General features: G+C 49.1%; 16 protein-coding genes and 2 pseudogenes. All 18 read left to right on the top strand.

The window, feature by feature from the left end; all coding sequences use genetic code 11:
- Nucleotides 1-586 precede the first annotated feature (586 nt).
- The 18 genes and pseudogenes from KUIN1_RS28065 to KUIN1_RS15565 all read left to right on the top strand — a co-directional run bounded on the left by KUIN1_RS28065 (nucleotide 587) and on the right by KUIN1_RS15565 (nucleotide 15,935).
- Nucleotides 587-4,441 carry a DUF637 domain-containing protein gene (locus tag KUIN1_RS28065; protein WP_442963263.1) on the top strand — a complete coding sequence of 1,285 codons (3,855 nt, stop codon included), beginning with the start codon at nucleotides 587-589 and terminating at the stop codon, nucleotides 4,439-4,441.
- A gap of 1 nt (nucleotide 4,442) precedes the next feature.
- On the top strand, nucleotides 4,443-4,973 hold the full coding sequence (locus tag KUIN1_RS15650; RefSeq protein ID WP_058398227.1) for a contact-dependent growth inhibition system immunity protein: 531 nt from the start codon (nucleotides 4,443-4,445) through the stop codon (nucleotides 4,971-4,973).
- A gap of 341 nt (nucleotides 4,974-5,314) precedes the next feature.
- Nucleotides 5,315-5,569 (top strand): annotated as a pseudogene (locus KUIN1_RS28760) (DUF7660 family protein).
- 98 nt (nucleotides 5,570-5,667) lie between these two features.
- Entirely contained in the window at nucleotides 5,668-5,889 is a 222-nt protein-coding gene (locus KUIN1_RS15645; RefSeq protein ID WP_129449354.1) for a TreTu family toxin, read from the top strand.
- A 372-nt stretch (nucleotides 5,890-6,261) separates the two neighbouring features.
- Nucleotides 6,262-7,947: pseudogene (locus KUIN1_RS15640) on the top strand (DUF637 domain-containing protein); the annotation flags it as partial.
- A gap of 459 nt (nucleotides 7,948-8,406) precedes the next feature.
- Entirely contained in the window at nucleotides 8,407-8,943 is a 537-nt protein-coding gene (locus KUIN1_RS28755; protein ID WP_146050714.1) for an EndoU domain-containing protein, read from the top strand.
- A 9-nt stretch (nucleotides 8,944-8,952) separates the two neighbouring features.
- Nucleotides 8,953-9,339, top strand: coding sequence for a DUF5376 family protein (locus KUIN1_RS15630; protein WP_160328483.1), 387 nt, complete (start codon nucleotides 8,953-8,955; stop codon nucleotides 9,337-9,339).
- Between the two features lie 44 nt (nucleotides 9,340-9,383).
- Complete coding sequence (locus KUIN1_RS15625; RefSeq protein ID WP_152092113.1) at nucleotides 9,384-9,734, top strand: hypothetical protein; 351 nt, start codon at nucleotides 9,384-9,386, stop codon at nucleotides 9,732-9,734.
- Nucleotides 9,734-10,123 carry a hypothetical protein gene (locus KUIN1_RS15620; protein ID WP_146050712.1) on the top strand — a complete coding sequence of 130 codons (390 nt, stop codon included), beginning with the start codon at nucleotides 9,734-9,736 and terminating at the stop codon, nucleotides 10,121-10,123. Before KUIN1_RS15625 ends, KUIN1_RS15620 begins: the two co-directional genes overlap by 1 nt.
- A gap of 239 nt (nucleotides 10,124-10,362) precedes the next feature.
- Complete coding sequence (locus tag KUIN1_RS27500) at nucleotides 10,363-10,782, top strand: Imm49 family immunity protein (protein WP_162886825.1); 420 nt, start codon at nucleotides 10,363-10,365, stop codon at nucleotides 10,780-10,782.
- Nucleotides 10,783-10,955: 173 nt separating this feature from the next.
- Nucleotides 10,956-11,936, top strand: coding sequence for an IS5-like element ISPsy2 family transposase (locus KUIN1_RS15610; RefSeq protein WP_032657254.1), 981 nt, complete (start codon nucleotides 10,956-10,958; stop codon nucleotides 11,934-11,936).
- Between the two features lie 185 nt (nucleotides 11,937-12,121).
- Complete coding sequence (locus KUIN1_RS27675) at nucleotides 12,122-12,721, top strand: hypothetical protein (protein ID WP_172980060.1); 600 nt, start codon at nucleotides 12,122-12,124, stop codon at nucleotides 12,719-12,721.
- Nucleotides 12,718-13,302, top strand: coding sequence for a hypothetical protein (locus KUIN1_RS15600; RefSeq protein WP_024650774.1), 585 nt, complete (start codon nucleotides 12,718-12,720; stop codon nucleotides 13,300-13,302). The genes KUIN1_RS27675 and KUIN1_RS15600 overlap by 4 nt, the downstream gene beginning before the upstream one ends.
- Nucleotides 13,274-13,738 (top strand): toxin glutamine deamidase domain-containing protein, encoded by a 465-nt coding sequence (locus KUIN1_RS15595; RefSeq protein WP_103713973.1) that lies wholly within the window; start codon nucleotides 13,274-13,276, stop codon nucleotides 13,736-13,738. Before KUIN1_RS15600 ends, KUIN1_RS15595 begins: the two co-directional genes overlap by 29 nt.
- On the top strand, nucleotides 13,738-14,013 hold the full coding sequence (locus KUIN1_RS15590; protein WP_024651180.1) for a YrhB domain-containing protein: 276 nt from the start codon (nucleotides 13,738-13,740) through the stop codon (nucleotides 14,011-14,013). Before KUIN1_RS15595 ends, KUIN1_RS15590 begins: the two co-directional genes overlap by 1 nt.
- A 469-nt stretch (nucleotides 14,014-14,482) precedes the next feature.
- Nucleotides 14,483-14,698 carry a hypothetical protein gene (locus tag KUIN1_RS15580; protein ID WP_232059972.1) on the top strand — a complete coding sequence of 72 codons (216 nt, stop codon included), beginning with the start codon at nucleotides 14,483-14,485 and terminating at the stop codon, nucleotides 14,696-14,698.
- A 120-nt stretch (nucleotides 14,699-14,818) separates the two neighbouring features.
- Complete coding sequence (locus KUIN1_RS28060; protein ID WP_232059971.1) at nucleotides 14,819-15,223, top strand: hypothetical protein; 405 nt, start codon at nucleotides 14,819-14,821, stop codon at nucleotides 15,221-15,223.
- Nucleotides 15,224-15,302: 79 nt separating this feature from the next.
- Nucleotides 15,303-15,935, top strand: a complete 633-nt coding sequence (locus KUIN1_RS15565) for a hypothetical protein (protein ID WP_103713972.1) — start codon at nucleotides 15,303-15,305, stop codon at nucleotides 15,933-15,935.
- Nucleotides 15,936-16,383: the final 448 nt, after the last annotated feature.

Raw genomic sequence — 16,383 nt, 5'->3', positions numbered from 1 at the left:
AGTCGAAACTTTTTGAAAGTTTTTTCTGGGGCTTATAGCTAGTGGCAGAGGCTAATGCGTGTATGAAAGAGCCTTGTTCAGAATTTTTAAAACTGCCCGCTGATCAGAGCTGACTTTTCGACCTGATTGCACCTCTGCTATGAGCCTCCTTATCGGCGGTGCTCTGCTACCCGTCTAGAATGCAGTCCCGGCATAGGGTATTCCTAATATCACTGCTGGTTCTTCGACTTCAGGTAGCTCAGCCGCCCAGAACGCCCGAGTGGTACGGGCCCTCAGGTCAACAAGATCGGTCAGGTGGTAAATGGGACTTAGGGTAACCTGCTCAGTGCAGTCAATCAGGCTCCAATAGTTACCCAGTAAGGCGTGACTGCCGCCGTTACCCAAGCCGTCGTAAATGCTCAAGACGTTCCGGTCATTGCCGCTGTTCGCGATCCTGTCGCTACTCAGGGCGGGCTAGTCATTTCTTCAGTCAGCAATTCTTTGGTTACTCAGAGTGTCTCGGTAACGCCAGCTGTTTGTAATCCTATTTCTGTAACTGCAACTCGATGGTTACGCAGAATAGCCCTGTTATCGGCTCCAGCACTCAGTGGATCAAGTCATTGCAATCACGCCGGTCGCTGCCGCAGCAGCACAAACCGTTGCCCGAGTGGAAGGCCTGCCAAGCAGCAATTTCGTCTCCAAACCGCAAAAATACCTGATCGAAACCAACCCGGTCCTTACCGAACTCAAGCAATTCATGAGTTCGGATTACCTGCTCGCAGGTCTGGGCTACGACCCGGAAGTCAGCGCCAAGCGTCTGGGCGATGGTCTGTATGAACAACGCCTCGTCCAGCAAGCAGTCGTGGCTCGCACCGGTCAGGCCTTCATCGATGGGCAAACCTCCAACGAGGCTCAATTCAAGTACCTGATGAACAACGCAATCGCCAGCAAGCAGCAGCTGAACCTGGCGGTCGGCGTATCGCTGAACTCACAACAAGTCGCAGCGCTGACCCATGACATCGTCTGGCTCGAAGAGCATGAAGTGAATGGCGAAAAAGTGCTGGTGCCGGTGCTGTATATGGCTCAGGCCGACAATCGCCTTGGTCCGACCGGGGCATTGATTGCGGGTAACGACGTCTCGCTGATCGCGGGGCAAAACCTCGACAACGTCGGCACTTTGCGAGCGGCCAATAACCTGTCGGCTGCTGCTGGAAATGATCTGGTCAACAGCGGCCTGATAGAAGCTGGCAACCGTCTGGACCTGCTGGCAGGTAATGACCTGATCAACAAGTCCGGGGGCATTATCGCCGGACGTGATGTGACATTGACCGCCCTGCGCGGCGATGTCATTAACGAGCGCACGGTGACCAGCCATCAGAGTGCTGCGGATGATGCGACTTGGCGTAAGGACTTCGCTGACAGCGCGGCACGTATCGAAGCGGCTAACGACATGTCCCTGCAAGCGGGTCGTGACGTGAAAAACACCGGCAGCGTGTTGCAGGCCGGTCGTGACTTGAGCATCTTTGCGGGCCGCGATGTCGCTATCGACTCGGCCCAGGCCGAGAAAGGCCAGACACGCGGTGCGAACTCCAGCAACTCTAGCATCACGCAACTGAGCTCCACGGTCAGCGCCGGTCGCGACCTGACGGCCCAGGCTGGCCGCGACATCAACGTGATCGCCAGCAGCATCGACGCCAAGCGCGATATCGCGATGGCCGCGACGGAAAACCTGACCCTGTCCTCGGCGGCTGATGAACAGCATTCCTACGGCAAAAGCAAGAAGGTGACCGAGCAGGAAGATCATGTCAGTCAGGTGTCTGCGGACCTGAAGGCGGGCGGCAGTGTGGCTTTGCAGGCTGGGCAGAATCTGGCCGTGATCTCCAGCCGTATTACCGCTGGGAAAGAAGCGTATCTGGTTGCGGGTGAGAATCTGGACATTCTTGCTGCGCAGGACAGTGATTATTCGCTGTACGACATGAAGAAAAAAGGCAGCTTCGGCGCGAAGAAAACTCAGCGTGACGAAGTGACCGATGTGAAAAACGTCGGTAGCGAAATTACTACCGGTGGCGACCTGTTGCTGTCGAGTGGCGGTGATCAGAAGTACCAAGCCGCGAAGCTGGAGAGCGGTAAGGACCTGACGATTCAAAGTGGTGGTGCGGTTACGTTTGAGGGCGTGAAGGATCTGCATCAGGAGAGTCATGAGAAAAGTGACAACAACGCCTTTTGGGTTTCCTCCAAAGGTAAAGGTATTACCGACGAGACCTTACGCCAGAGCGAACTGGTTGCCGCCGGTGAAGTAACCATTAAAGCCGTCAATGGACTGCAGATCGATATCAGGCAGGTTGATCAGCAAACGGTCACCCAGAGCATCGATGCAATGGTCAAGGCCGATCCACAACTGGCCTGGCTCAAGGATGCTGAAAAACGCGGTGACGTGGATTGGCGGCAAGTGAAGGAGATTCACGACTCCTTCAAATACAGCAACTCGGGTCTCGGCCCTGCCTCGCAAATTATCATCGCGATTATCATGGCTGCTGTTGTGGGGCCTATGGCAATGAGCGCGGTAGGTGCATCGACAGGGGCTGCAGTCACAGCCGGAACGATGAGTGCAGGTACGGCGACGTTTCTCTCTGCGGGCGCAGGCGCTATTGCGGCTGGAGCCGCTACCAACGCAACGGTCAGCGTTATTAATAACCGCGGAAACCTTGGGGCGGTATTTAAAGATGTAACTTCATCCGATGCCATAAAAGGGTATGCCATCTCAGGCGTGACGGCGGGTCTGACGGCTGCGTATTTTGATGGTTTGACGGGTACTCATACTGATATCGCTTCCAGGAAAATCATTGGCCCAGAGCTCTTCACCTTGACTGGCGTTGGACAATTCGCCGCTAATCAGGTTCTCCAAAATGGGACCTCAGCCATTTTGGGTAAAGCGCTGGGGACGGCGGGGAGTGGCAGTGATGCGCTCAAAACCGCGCTATTCAATACCTTGGCGGCAGCAAGTTTCAATGCAGTGGGCGACTATACCCACGGTACATTCGCGGACGGAACACCTCCCAAGGTCATCATTCACGCGATGGTGGGAGGGCTGCTGTCAAAGGCCACCGGAGGAGATTTCAGGACTGGTGCGTTGGCTGCAGGTGCTAACGAAGCCTTGGTTGTGCACCTGAATAGTCTGGTCAATGGTAATGAAAACTTACTGACCATGAGTTCTCAGATAGTAGGCGCCTTGGCCGCTGCCACTCAGAAAGACGCTGATGCCAACTCGATTGAAAAAGGTAGTTGGATAGCCAAAAACGCGACGCAATACAATTTCTTGAATGACCATGACACCAAGGAAAGAAACAGCGCACGAGAAGCTTACGAAAAAGATCAGGGGATTGAGGCTGCGAGAAAGCTGGTATCACTCGAGAAGTCGGATCAGCGCAGTAACAATTTGTTGGACGCCTACAAAGCCAATCCCGAGTCTTTGACCAAGGCTGATTTGTCAGAGTTGCAAGCCTATCTTCAGGTATACGCCTATGAGCTGACAAAAGATGTCGGTCAAGAGCAGGCGCAGGCAAGGCTCACCAATCTCCTGCAAAGCACCACGCCTGCGACTCAGGGCTTCTCCTACGCAGGCACGACCGAAGCCAAAAACGCCTACAGCGACGCTGTACGAGCTGAGCTTGATGGCGTATTCGCCCAGTTGAGCTGGTCCCGGACCAAGACTGCCGAGGAGCAGATCTACGCTAACGCAAAAGGCACTCTGCTGGTCAACAATGAGCAGCAAGGGTTGGCGAATATTGGCGGTCCTGCTATATATGGGTTGTCAGGGCCGCTGGGAATTGGAATCCGGGGCATTGCTGCGATCAACGGCGCCGCGCAATTTAAATATGGCGTAGGGCAGGCGGTCGATGGCGATACGTGGAATGCGGTAGGCAACATGGTGGTCGGTTCCCTCGAAGTGATGGGGGGGCTGAGTGCAAAAGCTGCGGTAGGTGGGCAAAGGAGCGAGCCATTAGGACAAGGTGCAAAAGCAACTGGCGGAGCGATAGACCGTGCTACTACTGGGATTGAGTGGGGTAAGGGTATCCAAGGACAGGGCATGCCTTGGGAGGATTACCTTGGGACGCAACTGCCAGCTGGCTCTCGACTACCCCCAAACTTTAAGACATTTGACTTTTTTGATAGAACGACCGGTGTTGCGACTAGTGCAAAAACACTTGATACGACCACTGCGGCTAAAATGGCCAATCCGAGCCAGGTATATTCATCACTCAAAGGAAATATTGATACCGCCGCAGGATTTACTGAGTACGGTTTGAAAGACGTAACAGTATCCTCTAGTCAAATTACTAGTCGTGAATTGCAAGTGGCAGTTCCAAAGGCTACGACGAGTGCTCAGTGGGATCAAATTAATAGAGCTATTGAGTATGGTCAGAACAAAGGCGTTACGGTGAAAATTACCAAGGTAGATTAAGATGAGTGATGTCGTAAAAACAGCTTGGGCAGATGCGAAAATGAATAAAGATTTCATTTCCGTAAAAACTTTTTCTGGCTATCGAAGTAGCCAAGCAGATCCGCAAGGTGTGGAGTATTTTTTCAGCCCTGACGCTGCCGATAAAGAGCTAGGCCTTGCTGTGCTTGACGCCTTGGCTCATAGCCGATTTGTGCTTCCCGAGCCGCGAAAGGATGTTTGGATTCATCCTGAAGCTACTTTTGATATGGAACTCTACGACTACAATCTGACCAATCAACGATATGATCAATGGGTTGGCAACACTTTGGAGCGCTATGGCTACAAGACCAAGCGTGCATTATTTAAAGATATGAAAAAATGCAGTATCGAAAGTAAGAGTGATCAGATCACTATTCGCCCCAGCCATCACGAAAAGCTAGAAGCCTGGAGTGGTAAGGGTATAAGTGAGAGTAACTATGTCACTATCCCCAGCGGTAGTAGCCCTTCTGATATAGGTGCGGCCCTGCGCTTGGCTTTTAGTCGGTGCACCTAATGTGTAGGGGTTCGAGTTGATCTGACACCGGCCTCGTGCCGGTGTTGTTTTATCTGCTTACTGCAAAACCTCCCGTCCGTCGCTGCTCACTTTAGTCGTGGCCTAAGCGATCAGGGCATCAAGCATCTGCGCAACGAATTTCTGTTGACTCTTGGGTAGTTGGTCAATGGCCTCCAATTGTTTAGATAATCGCCGAATTCTAGCTGAATCTGCAGACAGCGTGCCCATCAAAATCGTTCCCGCCATCGAGGCCGAAATAGCCAAGGAAATTGGAAGGAAGATGACTACACCAAACAACGGTTCTATAATTTGTATTCGCGGGGTTTGTAAATAGGTGACTTATGGATTTAGATAAGGTGATTGAGAGCGTTAAAACAAGAGATGAGTTTGCAGATTTTATTTGTGGGCTTAGGGAGGATTTGGAGTTGAATTCAGGTGAATGGGAAAACCCTACGCTGGAAAGGTTTTTGGATGCAATGGAAGCTTGAGTTCGAGCAATGAATTTCTATGCACTTAACTCTGGAGATGAGGAAGCCCTCATCCCTAGTTGGCAGACATTTGCAAAAATATTGTTTGCATCTAAGATTTACGAATAGTATTAGCGTTTTAGGTGAAAAAGCAAAAGTCAGCTCTCCGTTAAAGCTTGGCGAAACCAACGTGATCAGCGATGTCAGCATGACTCGTGTAAAGGTGGATGTCTCCTGATGAGCTGGCGCAGATGCAAAATACAAATAAAGTGGTGCAAGGCTGTGGAGGACAAACCTTTATCTCGACTAATGGCATCGCCGACTTTAAAGCGGCTGCACCCAAAGGCTCTGTCTATGTTGAATTTGCTGTTCCAGCTAATAGACTGTTTCAAGGCGGGAAAGATGGCTGGTCTAAAATGATTGGCCCTGATGCAGGTAAGTCACAATAGTTCTTGCTTAATAAGTAGGGTGGCGAGTGTCTTCCGGCGATCAAGAATATTGAAATTCTAGATAGGAAGTGAGGGGGCTTATGAGTTGCGCTTGGTTTAATGAAAGCGTAAAACCACTTTTGAAGGGTTTTTCTCTAGAGTACTCATCATTTGCTGATGAAGATTTTCGTGACTTTAAAAAGGATAGAGTTAGACGGTTTTAACAAACTAGGAGTTGTAGAGTTTTAGTCTGAAGGATGGGTGGGTATTGATATATATGACTGTACTCTTGGTGGTCAGGTTATGAATGTATTGCTTTCTCCAGAAGAAAAAGAATCTGTTTCTCAGGCGTTTGAAAAGTTTGTAAAGATATTGACCACGGATAGTTGAAGGATGGCCGCGACCGAAAACCTCACCATCAGCTCTGCGGCGGACGAAGAACACTCCCTGTCGAAAAGCAAGAAACTGACCCGTCAGTAAGACCACGTCAGCCAGGTTTCCTCCGATCTTGATGCCGGGGGTAGCGTTGCCTTGCAGGCCGGACAGAACCTCTCCGTGATCTCCAGCCGTATTACGGCCGGTAAAGAGGCGTATCTAGTAGCCGGTGAGAATCTGGACATTCTTGCTGCGCAGGACAGTGATTATTCGCTGTACGACATGAAGAAAAAAGGCAGCTTCGGCGCGAAGAAAACTCAGCGTGACGAAGTGACCGATGTGAAAAACGTCGGTAGCGAAATTACTACCGGTGGCGACCTGTTGCTGTCGAGTGGCGGTGATCAGAAGTACCAAGCCGCGAAGCTGGAGAGCGGTAAGGACCTGACGATTCAAAGTGGTGGTGCGGTTACGTTTGAGGGCGTGAAGGATCTGCATCAGGAGAGTCATGAGAAAAGTGACAACAACGCCTTTTGGGTTTCCTCCAAAGGTAAAGGTAATACCGACGAGACCTTACGCCAGAGCGAACTGGTTGCCGCCGGTGAAGTAACCATTAAAGCCGTCAATGGACTGCAGATCGATATCAAGCAGGTTGATCAACAAACGGTCACCCAGAGCATCGATGCAATGGTCAAGGCCGATCCGCAACTGGCCTGGCTCAAGGATGCTGAAAAACGCGGTGACGTGGACTGGCGGCAGGTGAAGGAAATTCACGACTCCTTCAAGTACAGCAACTCCGGTCTTGGTCCAGCCTCGCAAATTGTCATCGCGATTATCATGGCTGCTGTTGTGGGGCCTATGGCAATGAGCGCGGTAGGTGCATCGACAGGGGCAGCAGTCACGGCCGGAACGATGAGTGCAGGTACGGCAACGTTTCTCTCTGCGGGCGCAGGCGCTATTGCGGCTGGAGCCGCTACCAACGCAACGGTCAGTGTTATTAATAACCGCGGAAACCTTGGGGCGGTATTTAAAGATGTAACGTCATCCGATGCCATAAAAGGGTATGCCATCTCAGGCGTGACGGCGGGTCTGACGGCTGCGTATTTTGATGGTTTGACGGGTACTCATAGTGATCCGAACACCGGCAAGATCGTTGGAGCCAAACTCTCGACTTGGGAAGGCGTGGGTCAGTTTGCTGGTAATCAGGTTCTGCAGAACGGGACGTCTACGTTACTGAGTAATGCTCTTGGCAAGGGCGGCAGTGGCAGTGATGCACTCAAGACTGCGTTGTTCAATACCTTGGCGGCGGCGAGTTTCAATGCAGTGGGTGACTATACCTATGGCAATTTTGCGGAAGGTACGCCTCCCAAGGTCATCATTCACGCGATGGTGGGAGGTCTGCTGTCAAAGGCTACAGGCGGAGATTTTAGAACGGGAGCGTTGGCTGCAGGAGCTAACGAAGCTTTGGTTGGACACCTGAATAGTCTGGTCAACGGTAATAAAAACCTTCTGACCATGAGTTCTCAGATAGTCGGCGCTCTGGCTGCGGCCACTCAGAAAGACGCTGATGCCAGCTCGATTGAGAAGGGTAGTTGGGTAGCTAGGAACGCTACGCAATACAACAAGGGGTTACATGAACCGGCTGCGATGGAGCTTGAAAAAGCGCGTAATGAAAATCCGGATCGTGCTGAAAGGTTAGATGCCGCCGCCTGCGCCTTGGTCCATTGCAGCACCTCTGTACCTACCTCGGATAAAAACTACGAAGGACTGAAAGCTCTTGAAGCCAAGGGAGCTGGCTATACCCGTGAATTGGCTGATCTCAAGGCAACAGGTCAGTTTGACTACGGCTACATTGACAGTGCTGACGACTTTATCAGTCGGCATGATGAAGCGGTTACGCGGGCCGGTGCTGTCATTGATACCAGCGTGAACACCTACATTGGAGGGACTTCGGCGGTTGGAGCCGTCATAACCCTGCCAGGATGTGCTTCTATCATAGGCTGCCTGGCTCCTGCGGCCCTCGGTGGACTTGCAACCTTGTCGTTTAACAACGCTGCAGAGTCTGCTGGCGCTATCACTCAGCCTTATGTTTCAACCGAGGGACAACGGGTACTCAGCTCGTTCAACCCGGCGAGCAAAACGCCAGATGAAAGTGCGCTGGCGGCGATGGCCATCAACGCTGCTGCTTCGGTCGCAGAGGCGATTATTTTACGGGGAGCTGGTAAGCTTCTGTTGGATGCTTTTGGGGCAGGTGCAAAAGCAATTCCAAATGGCACAGTTGATCTCAACGCACAGGCCTCACTATCTGTAGGCAAAGTTAATGCCCCGATTGATTTTGATGGTCATATACTGAGCGCTGAAGTAAAACCAAATGGTAATGTTGTTGGTGGGCACTCAACAGTGACGGGGGATGTTCAAGTGATCCCTGGGACAGCTTCGATACCAAATGCGCAAGGTGTTTATAGCGCTAGGATTCAGGTGGCAGATCCAGCCAATCCAGGGCAATTCTTGCCCAAGACGAATAATGGAGGCATCTCTACACTGTTTCCCGATTCTTGGACCGCAGATCGAATAAAAGTTGAAGTGGATGGAGCCTTCCAAAATAGAACAGTTGTCGGAAATAAGTGGACCGGAACAACCCCTAGCGGTGTCCAAGTCGAGGGATATATGAGTCCGAAAACTACCGTCTATCCAAAGCTTTAGGTGCATAAAATGAAATTGCATTTTTCATGGGAAGAGTCAGCAGGAGCTCTTTCGCCGGGTTGTAGTTCAAACATGGTCAACAGAGATGGCGTTAGCCCGCTAGCGTGCCTCTTAACTGATGATGGCGGGCAATTATTTTTAGACACTGTGCCGTGGTTGGATGAGGGGCTGGATAGAACAAGATTAGTTAAGGATGATAAGGTTGATTTTGTAGACTGGAGTCGCGATGCCTGGGGGGCTGAATTGACTAAAGAACATGTAAAAATCTATTCACTCCATGATGAAAGTTACTTCGAGCTAATTGCTATCGATTCATTTGAAATGGCACTATTAGCGTGGTTGGATTTTATTAAGCTGAAACCAACGGTGGGAGTAATTCAGGAGGTTGAAATCTAAACTGCTATTTGGCAGTTGGAGTTGGTGCAAAAGCGACCTTGCCTGTGGCGACCGATCTTGGGAAGGTTTCATTTAATGCTGCTAACGGAGTCGGAACCATATACTCCCCGAAAGTGACGATGAAGGCCGGTGAGGTTATATTTGACGACTTTGCTGTAGGTACATGGAAAGGTTTTATGGGCTATGGTCCGGACGGGGCTTCAGAATTAGTGGGGCCGCTTAAAAAACTCCTAGAATATACTCAGTCTCAAGGAGCCAAGACATTCACCCTTAAAGTTTATTACGCGTCAGAGGAAGGCGCAGCATTAGGGGCCGGGAAAGTGGGCGAGAAATTCTCTTTTAGTTTTCCGGCTACCAAAGAAGGACTTAGAAATTTTTTGAAGGGGCTAAAGTAGTGAGCCATCCAAATTCAGTGAGCAAGCATCTGAAAAGCCTCAATGTGTCTGGTTATGGAGGCTATATACCTCTCAGTAGTGGCCTCGAAATGGGTCAGGGGGTATATGAAATTTATTTAGATGGCTGTACCTTAAAGATTTTTGAAAAAGGCGTAGCTATAAAGTTTAAGGAAAAAAATGTTGGTGCTCTTTACTCTGATATATTAAAGATTACTAGTCATCTATCTGCGGCGGTGTTTTCGCAGGCTTCGGCGAACCAGAATGTCAATATTTCAATTCCTTTGGAGATTCATCTTTCGGAGAGTGTTGTGGTTTTTGAAGTTCAGTTGCTGATTTATTCTAGGGTGTTAATTGTTTTAAATGAAATGTGGCGAAGTTATAAAAAATAAAGGGTCAGTCAGCTTGGTTCAAAAGGACTTGGAAAGGACTACGTTGACATTACTTCCCCTGAAGCAAAGCAACATATTCTGTACGGTGATAAGCCAGGCACTGGTGGACATATGGGGCCAGGGCAGGAAGGGGGACAGTTTTTCCTAAAGATTCGTCAGGAGATAAGATTGTTGACGCGATCGCTGATATCACGACATCTCCGAGCACTAAGTGGTATGCGCAAACTGGAACCGGTCTGTTGTCCGATGACTACAGCTTGGTAAAGTGGTTTTCTGAGGAGAATGATAGCGCTTTTAATCTTGGTAGGGCTGAAAGTCCGAAGCATATAGAATTTGTTGCCTGTCAAGTGATTTTAGCGATCAGAGGCGAGTGGGATAAATTAAAAGAAAGATGTGGGATTTTTTTGAGCTCTCCGTCCGTTTCATTAAGAAAGTATGTGCCTGATTTGGAATTTTACTCTGCCCTTGCATCAGGGAAGACAGATAAAATGTCAAAGGCAATTGAGGTAATAGTTTCTCCTAAGTTTCTCTCCTCACGAGCTGGTAGCGAGAACGGTTACACAGATGGGCTGATTTCAACGTTTGCAGTCATTTATTCTAAAATCGCTTGGATGCATGGTTTTCAAGTAAATATCAAGTTTCCTTATATTTCCAAATAATGGCTGCCAGTTATTCCTTTGGAGAGTTATAGCTCATGTTATGATTTTTAAATACATAAAATTTTTATGAGGTTTTAAGCGGCTGTATAGTGATCTAAAAAGCTAAGGAAACTCTGAAAAAGACTTCCTAATTTGGCAAAATCTCCGGACACCAGTCGCCGAGCTTTTCGATGATGAAACAGATGACCTTCGCCGACGCCGAATACGCCGGCAAGCGCAAGCGGACCCGTAAGGAATTGTTCCTGATCGAGATGGATCAGGTGGTGCCCTGGAAAGGTTTGATTGCCCTGATTGAGCCCTATTATCCAAAAGGAGAAGGTGGCCGTCCCGCCTACCCACTGATGGCGATGCTGCGTGTTCATCTGATGCAGAACTGGTTCGGCTACAGCGATCCGGCGATGGAAGAAGCACTGTATGAGACGACCATCCTGCGTCAGTTTTCAGGCCTGAGCCTGGAGCGCATTCCAGACGAAACCACCATTCTCAACTTCCGTCGTCTGCTGGAAAAGCACGAGTTGGCGACTGGAATTCTCGGCGTAATTAATGGTTATCTGGGCGACCGTGGCTTGTCGTTGCGTCAAGGCACCATCGTCGATGCCACGCTGATTCACGCGCCCAGTTCGACCAAGAACAAAGATGGCAAACGCGACCCTGAGATGCATCAAACCAAGAAAGGTAACCAGTACTATTTCGGCGCCAAGGCTCACATCGGCGCCGACGACGAGTCAGGCCTGGTGCACAGCGTGGTAGTAACAGCGGCCAATGTGGCAGACGTCACGCAGGTTGCCAAACTGCTGCACGGCGAGGAAAACGTAGTCTGCGCCGACGCAGGTTACACCGGGGTAGAGAAGCGCGAAGAACATACTGGGCGCAAGGTCATTTGGCAGATTGCCGCCCGCCGTAGCACTTACAAAAAACACGGGAAACGCAATGTTTTGTACAAGGCGATCCGCAAAATCGAGAAGGCCAAGGCCCAGGTTCGCGCCAAGGTCGAGCATCCGTTTCGGGTAATCAAACGCCAGTTTGGCTATGAAAAAGTGCGCTTTCGGGGCTTGGCCAAGAACACCGCGCAGATGGTGACGTTGTTCGCCCTGTCAAACCTGTGGATGGCCCGCCGACATTTGTTGGCGAGCGCAGGAGAGGTGCGCGTGTAATGCAGGAAATGGTTACTGCAAAGGGCTTTGCAGCGGCCGAAAGAGCTGAAAAACGAAGAAAATTGAGCAAATTTCGACATGCATCGTTTTTTGAAAAGTGCTGAGGACTCGGTAGCCGGAAAACATCCGGCTACTTCAGACCTTCCTTAAGTCGCCAAGAAGTCGAAAACCGATACAATTTCGCCATGACGGCTCAAGCATTGACAGCAGTGCTTGCAGGGACGTACCTTCCCAAAGGCACATCTGTAACAAGCAAAGAGACAGTCGCCAAAGACCCTGTTTCACTAGCGGGACAGGCTGATAATGAAGCGGGGATTTTAGTTGATAGGAACGTAATCGTCGGGAGTGCAAAAGGAGGTTCTCCAGAACCTGTCACCTACTTCAGGGTTGAGGGCGGCGGATCTGGCACTAAGACCAGTCAGAACCGTATTACTGCCAATGAGGATGGAACCATCACCATCAACCCAGGTTGCGCAGGGCAAATTTGCGTAAGTGTTGGTAATGCTGAGCACGCTACGTACTACTTGACGAATAAGCGACCTGATGGCTCTGTAGTGGTTTTTGACGTTGATGCTGGCCTTCATAAGGAAATTATGGACAGAGTAGTTCCTCAGCGGCCTGTTGCTGGTATGACAAAGGATCCTGATGCACCTAAGAGGGTAGACAAAGACCAGCCCGGCTACTCCCTCGAGCTACCCAAGGTTTGGGAGTCGCTACTCGAAAAGAACTCGAGTAACGCACGTGTTTATACACAGGATGAATTTTTCAAGGAGTTCAAGCAATGAAGGTAAACCAGGCAGTTTTTGATGATCTTTGGAATGGAGAGAGAAGTATATGCTTTTTTGTACATTCTGGAAAATGTTATTGGGTAATAGATGAGAAGTATAATTTCTCTCTTGACGCGGAAAAAGACTATCGTGCCTATCTTGAAGATGGAGATATAACCCAGGAGCAATACGAGCAGTCTTGCAAAAGTTTCAGGGGCGGTATTCTGAAACTGACTTCGGAAAATTTTCTCCAGTATCTAGATGATTCAAGTGAAAAGATTCTTACTTCAAGCGATTTGAAAAACTTTATAGAAGCGGATTATGAGGTTTTTGAAAAGGCTGAACATTATTTTTTAACCGGTGAGGGCTTGTCCCCAGTACTATTTAAAAAGGCTAATATCATTCACTCTAGGTTTCCCAAGTTCTACATAAATTTCGACAGAAAAATTTTTATGCATGTGGATGATGTGCGTGTTCATGAAAGTCTAGCTTATCCGGACTGGACTGCTGAATGCTTTGATTTTAGCTTTTTAATCCCTGCTCGCGAGCGCTACTGGATAGTGGCGGGCAATGATTATTGGAAACTTCGGTTTATATAAGGCGGGAAAGTGCGAAAGCGACAGGGGTTGCGGACGAAACTGCGGGTTCAATAAGGAACGTCAATCCAGGTATCCAGACGCTGGGCGAACTCATAACTGCGTTAATTGTTCAATTGCTACTGATGCAACACTGGCAGGTAATCCAGCATCTGCATTACCGATAAACTCCACCAAGGGTGTTCCGTTGACCGTGCTGGAGAAGCAATATGGAGCTAAGTTTAGCGGTGTGTCTTCACTCGAAACCATCACCCAGCACATGATTGGTGGTGGGGACGGCGCACGTGGGATTGTGTTTGGCTCCTATGGTCCAGGTCAGCCAGGTCATGTATTCAACGTGGTTAATCAGAATGGGGCTATTCGTTATCTCGATGGGCAGACTGGAAAGCCGGCAAATATGAGTAATTTTAAGACATTGCAGCTACTGAGAACTAACTAATGATTACCTACGAATACGCTTTGGAAAGAGCTAAGGAATATTTGAAAGACTCTGAGATTGCTTTGCAGCTAACACATGAGGGCGAGTTCTCTGAGGGATGGTTTTTTTGCTATCAATCTAAAGAGTATTTGGAGACAGGGAGCCTGTCGGCTCAACTGGCTGGAAACGGACCATTCCTGATTGATAAGGAAACTGGAGAGCTTCATGTTTTAGGGACCGCCAAGCCGCTGAAAGAATATCTTGATCACTATGTAATCAGTAAGTCAAAAAAATAAGATTGGTTTTTCGGTGCAAAAGGTGGCGGTTCTAGTGGTTTCAGTGGCGGTAAACCAACTATCGTTGATGACCCATACAGCCCGAACGCTGTTACTGAAAGGTCTAGCGTAAATAGAGATTATTATGGTCGGAAAAATGTTGCCGATGAGTTTTCTGCTGGTCTTCCAGACTATGCAACGCATTCAACAGCAAAGAGCTATCAGTCAACGGCGCCAAGAGATGTGAACGAGCAGACTTTGTGGAACAGAGTGACAGAAAATCCCTCTGCGGGTCGTGATACAAAACTAGCGGGCGATAAAGACTTCCCGCGGAGTGAGGGATGGAGAAAAATGGAAGTAAGTCACCGTCTACCTAGCGGAGAAAGTATAACCATCCACTACCAGTACAACTCCGTAACCGATAAAGCATACGATATGAAAATTACTACGCCGCAACAGCTGCCCCCTGTGCTGCAGCCCGGTAGAACTATTGAGTGATGTGGATATGATTATTCGAGAAATTGGGCGAGAAGAGCCTGTGCAGGTGTTTGGGATTTACTGGATAGAGAACGAGCGTTTTTACTGGGTCATTCCTTATGATGGCTACGGTGGCCTGATGGCACTCAGCGATAGAGAAGTCAATGTTGTTGACTCTTCTTTGTCAAGTGATCTCATCCTCTGCAAGGATGGGGGGGAGGGGACATGATTCTGCATTGGGCAGCGGAAGATTTGATTGAAGAACTTGTGGAGCGTGATCCACTAGCAATGGTCGAGTTCTTAGAGCGCATAAAAGGCTGATGGTGCAGAAGGGCCTGATCAGGTCGTTGTGCGCGGCGATAACGATTTTAGCGCAACAGTCAACGGAAACGGCAAGCCCAAAGCGTATATCAATGAAAGCGGTGATTTGGCTCCACCCAATGTCAACGGAACTGGCAGCGTCCAAACTCACGTGCGTGGTGGCAATTCTGAAAATTCGCCCTATATATCTGTTACTGATCCAAATGCAACATCGAACCCGAAAAACTATGGTACTGATAAAATTGAGATCGACGTTAAGCGTTTGCAGGAAGACATTGATTCCGGCGCACTCCCAGATACCAAATTCTTGACGAATCAACGGGTGACAGCAGAATTACAATCGAAAGTGGATGCAGCCCGTGAAAGGTATGCAAGAAACCCAACTGAGAATAATAGCGACTCGCTGATTAACGCGGGAGAGAGATTTGGGTGATGCTAAGCACGATGGTGAATGTTTGATTATGGGTTGTGTGCCAGTCGACTATATTAAAAGAGTAAAAGAGTAGGTATTTATGGAGCCGAAAATATACGAGCTGTTGAATGGCATACCAGAACATGCAGATTATGCCGTGACGGCAGGAGATTTGGATCCGGAGGATATTCCACAGGAAAGAATTGATGATGTGCTGGATTTGCTCCGTCATGCGACCACCAATGAGGAGCAATTCTTGGCTGCGAAACTACTGACTAGTTGGGGCGTTCATGAGGGCTTGATCGCTTTAGAAGGGAGTATGGAGGAACCTGAAGGCATCGAAGGAACCTATTCTCATCGACTATATGGGTACGACGACACGTATCGTCAAATACTCTTGGCCGTTACTCGGTATTTTGCCAATATGGCTGATCGCGGGGACGTCGAGGCGGCTAGAGTCCAAATCTACTCTCCGCTATCGAAAATTATTGATTTAGCGAGTAGTAAGCCGTTCGAAATAGCAAAAATTTTTGATTTCGTTAGTAGGAAGAAATACCCAGAGTACGTGCCTCTTATTGAAGAACATCTTGCCGCCATAATTGATCATTCTGAAGTGCATCGCTGGAAAATCTATGATGCTATTGACTTTTTGATGGTTTGTAATCCCGATTTCATTGCGTCTTTATTGAAAGAGAAAAACAAGTCCGTTGATGACTTTAGGCCTGTGACGTAAAGACGATAGCCTCGGTGTAAAAGGTTCAGGTAAGGCGAATACTGCGAAGTGCGGTGAGCAACTTGCATGACAAGAGATATCTGGTGGCCATGCATTTGAAAAGTATGTAGTTCAGCACGGCTAATATAAGGCTTTGAGTATAGCTGCTCGCGAGAGATTTGCCTTGCATATTGAAAGCTTCGTTAATAATCCAAGCTCTTTTCGTGCACTAAGTAGTGGGCGAAGTGCTTGCTGGGATAATGCCAGTGGTGCAGTTGTTATCAGGAGTTTTAAAGCAGTTGATGGTGGTGCTGCAGCTCGTCCCGTGGAGCCTTACCTCTGTTTAAGAGATGTCACCCTAGCAACCCCCCCCCACTCTGGACACCCACGTCCCAAAACATCCGACCCCCTCTCCGCAATACCCACCCGCCAATAAACTAAACTACCCAGCGGCACCCGCTCGCTGTCC

It is taken from the genome of Pseudomonas sp. KUIN-1, from assembly GCF_009176725.1.
In the GTDB taxonomy this organism is placed as follows: domain Bacteria; phylum Pseudomonadota; class Gammaproteobacteria; order Pseudomonadales; family Pseudomonadaceae; genus Aquipseudomonas; species Aquipseudomonas fragariae.
The sequence above is the reverse complement of the archived record's forward strand: the minus strand, read 5'-3'. Positions and strand labels throughout refer to the sequence as shown.